Raw genomic sequence first — 3,334 nt, forward strand, 5'->3', positions numbered from 1 at the left:
CCGCCAATCCCCAATGGTATCAAATTATTCGGCGCAGATGCGGTGTTCTGAAGTTAAACACCAAAAGTGTTTTGTCCTCCAGCCCAGTGGTTGAATCAGCGAGGGCGATAGGGCGATGATTCTTCCTTGGGAAAAAGCGCGTCGGCCTTCAACTCCAACGGAGTTGCGGCATTTTAACCCGGTGTTGCAGCCAGCCTCTATTGTTATCATTCCCATCGTGGATTCAACGGCTCACGGTTTGTATTTTAGCCTGCCGCAACTCCGTTGGAGTTGATGATCACTAGCTTTTCATCGAGAGGGAAGGACTAGATTGGAGGGAGATACGAGCACCACGCCAGACCATTCCGCCGGATATTCGTTCACGACCTGATCTCAGCGGCATATGCGGCAGAAGGAGTTGGCTTGGTTCAGAAACCAATTTCTTGCCATTTTTTGGTTGATTATACAGTCATGATTTTCCAAGGAACCGGTCTGGTCTTCATGGAAATCCAGCGGGCTTCGGCGCGATGAACTGTTTGAGAAAGTTTTGGCCGGTGGCTATCCTGTGGTGGTTGCTCGCAACGCCGGTGCACGTCGTAAGGCTTGGTTTCAGTCATACTTGACTACGATCCTCCAGCGTGATGTTCGTGACCTGACGAATGTCGCCGATGTTACGGCGGTGCCTCGCCTGCTTTCTGTCGTGGCCACCCGTGCCGGTGGATTGTTGAATTTTGCCGACCTGTCGCGAACCCTCGCGATGCCGCAAACCACCTTAAAACGCTACTTCGCCCTCTTGGAAGCAACGTTCCTGGTACAACTGTTGCAGCCTTGGTCGTGCAACCTGGGGCAACGACTCATTCAAACTCCAAAGGTTTATCTGCCCGACACCGGGTTGCTGGCCCATTTGTTGGGATTAACCGTAGAACGGCTGACGGTGGACGGGACACTGGCAGGCGGACTACTTGAGAATTTTGTATTGCTGGAACTGCGCAAGCAATCGTCATGGAGCGAGATTCAGCCCGAGTTTTTCTTCTGGCGTACGGCCGCAGGTCAGGAAGTGGATATTGTGCTCGAAGACCGTTCCGGACGGCTGGTGGGGATTGAAATTAAAGCCAGTTCCACGTTGGGTAGGGCTGACGTGCGAGGCTTACAAGCGATGGCCAGCGCAGCGGGCAACCGCGAGGTCATAGAGAAGATCCTTCGCCACCTGGATCTGTGGTCCGGTCCCTTGCCGACATTCGCCACCGCCCGTCCACCGCCAACCGAGGAATACCATTACGAACCGTATGACGACGTGGACCCGATGCCGGATTACGAGAATGTCCTGACGGATTGAAACCCAAGCTAAGACCGGACCCAAACAGATTCCCTCAACCAGTTAACCCAAAGCTGGTTAGGGAATTTAACCGCATCGCGGCCATTCTGGCGGGAGGGGGTGCGATGGCTAAAAAAAACCAATTTCTTATCAGTTTATCAGTTTTCCCGGCTTGACGAGTGGCCAATAGTTGGTAACTATTAGAGCATGAGTGTTGCACTGACAGACTACTGGCAAGACTTCATCAGGCAAATGATTGAGTCGGGCCGCTATAACAACCAATCTGAGGTGATCCGAGCGGGCCTCCGTTCATTGGAAGAACGGGAGCTGGCCAAAGAAGTGCGGGAGTTTGAAAGCGTCTTTGCGGGTGGCCGTGTTGGCGAACCGGATACGAAGAGCATTAGCCGCGTGATTGCCCGCCAGAAATCCCACCGCAAGGAACGGCGAGGATCCGGGCGGTTTACGATTGCAACGTAATCTTGTCCGGCATTGGGTGGAACGGTTCGGCACGAAACTGTTTGAAACTCGTTGCCCAGCGGCGCGTTTTTCTTTACGCAAGCGATGCCATTCTTGCCGAATATGAATCGGTCATCCCTAAAACACTCGCGGAAGAAATGCCCGATATTGATCCGCATCCGAAATTAGCCTGGGTCAGAACCAGATCGAGACTTGTCGAACCGTCGCCGCTGGGGAAGCGGCGCAGCCGTGATGCAAAAGATGACATTTACCTGGCGACAGCGTTGGGCGCATCGGCTCAATATCTTGTCACATACGACAAGGATCTGCTGGACATGGATAAGCCGTTTGGTATTGCAACGGTTCGCCCCGCAGAATTCCTGCGCAGAATAAATACATAATGTCGATGGTAGGGGGCATGGAGTCAGCAATTCTCATTTTGAATACTGTGGCAGAGTTGGTTTGGGGATTGGGTGTTGAGCAAAGGGGGAAGGCGGGGTTAAGGGCAGCGCGGTAGGCAGGGAAACTGTCACTGATAGGAATTTGCTTTTTGGCACATTGGATGCTTTCACTTGTCGCGTTGCGGTAAGTACGCAGAAACCAAGGGGTGCCGCCAGTGCCCGCTGTGAGGGGCGCGGACATAACCCCGGAAGCAGAACGCCTCGGGGCGGTGGGGGATGAGCGGCAGTGCTCATGTTCCAATTTGATAACCCCTTCGTGACCCCTTCGATTAACGGCGAGCGTCCCTCGCTGCTCGACGCACGGCGGTTAGGATCAGTCGGCGTTCACGGCTTTGAGCGCCGCAGGAGGAGGGCGCCGCCACCGACCGCAAGCAGCAGCAGCGAAGCAGGCTCAGGCACCGTCGGCACCGTGGCAATGGCCACGTAACCGTACGTGCTGGGGTACCCGCCGACGTTCCAAGGACCGTCACCGGAGCTACCCATCATGGCCACGACATACGATTGATCGGCAATGGTCGAAGTGGCAGGATTGTTAGGAGCCCAGAAGGTGTAGCCGCCGCTCCAGCCGTCAGCCCAATGCCAGTCGCTGGCAGTGGAGTCGGAGCGATGGTAGCCGATCCAAGCGGGCAGATTCGAGACATGCTGGCGCACCCAGAGTTGTTCGTCGTAGCTGCGGATGGTCGCCAGCGTGCCGCCGATCGCCGCAGCATCCGCGATCGCATCGGGGTACACGGGGTAAGAGTTATCCACATACCAATCGCGGTCGTCGTAGTTCCCGCAGTAAATCATCATCGCCTTGGCGTTTGAACCCAGGGCTACGATTGCGAGGAACGCCAGAACCAGGCTTTTCACCAAAACCGATGGAATTTGCATTTTTTTACGGCCCGACCGGTAACGGTCAAGGTTTAGCTGTTGTTCAGTCTTTCCGCCCACCGCCACTCGACGCGGGACACTTAGGGAACATGGCTTTTCGGTTTCAAGCATGAAAGGCTAATACTGCGTTCTTGGCCGGAAGGCAAGCGCGTTAATGCGGTTTTGGCGGCGGCCGTTGGGTGAGGGGCGCGGACATTACCCTTATATGTTCCCTGCGATGAATTTGATCACAAGCGTCATGATTGTCCGG

At 55.1% G+C, this 3,334-nt stretch carries 4 protein-coding genes; 3 read left to right on the plus strand and 1 reads right to left on the minus strand.

What is annotated here, in order from left to right:
- Positions 1-598: 598 nt before the first annotated feature.
- From WCO56_29320 to WCO56_29330, 3 genes are all read left to right on the plus strand, one after another.
- The gene (locus tag WCO56_29320; protein ID MEI7733702.1) at positions 599-1,315 is read left to right on the plus strand and encodes a DUF4143 domain-containing protein; all 717 of its coding nucleotides are present in this window, start codon (positions 599-601) and stop codon (positions 1,313-1,315) included.
- A 186-nt stretch (positions 1,316-1,501) separates the two neighbouring features.
- Positions 1,502-1,771 (plus strand): type II toxin-antitoxin system ParD family antitoxin, encoded by a 270-nt coding sequence (locus WCO56_29325; protein ID MEI7733703.1) that lies wholly within the window; start codon positions 1,502-1,504, stop codon positions 1,769-1,771.
- Positions 1,772-1,773: 2 nt separating this feature from the next.
- Positions 1,774-2,151 (plus strand): putative toxin-antitoxin system toxin component, PIN family, encoded by a 378-nt coding sequence (locus WCO56_29330; GenBank protein MEI7733704.1) that lies wholly within the window; start codon positions 1,774-1,776, stop codon positions 2,149-2,151.
- 384 nt (positions 2,152-2,535) lie between these two features.
- Here the strand turns inward: WCO56_29330 and WCO56_29335 are convergent, their stop codons facing one another.
- The gene (locus WCO56_29335) at positions 2,536-3,084 is read right to left on the minus strand and encodes a PEP-CTERM sorting domain-containing protein (GenBank protein ID MEI7733705.1); all 549 of its coding nucleotides are present in this window, start codon (positions 3,082-3,084) and stop codon (positions 2,536-2,538) included.
- Positions 3,085-3,334: the final 250 nt, after the last annotated feature.

It is taken from the genome of Verrucomicrobiota bacterium (assembly GCA_037139415.1).
Taxonomy (GTDB): Bacteria; Verrucomicrobiota; Verrucomicrobiia; order Limisphaerales; family Fontisphaeraceae; genus JBAXGN01.

Bases quoted from the DNA above. Each gene is read 5' to 3' on its own strand.
- WCO56_29325 (MEI7733703.1), top strand. From the start codon at position 1,502: ATGAGTGTTGCACTGACAGACTACTGGCAAGACTTCATCAGGCAAATG.
- WCO56_29335 (MEI7733705.1), bottom strand. From the start codon at position 3,084: ATGCAAATTCCATCGGTTTTGGTGAAAAGCCTGGTTCTGGCGTTCCTC.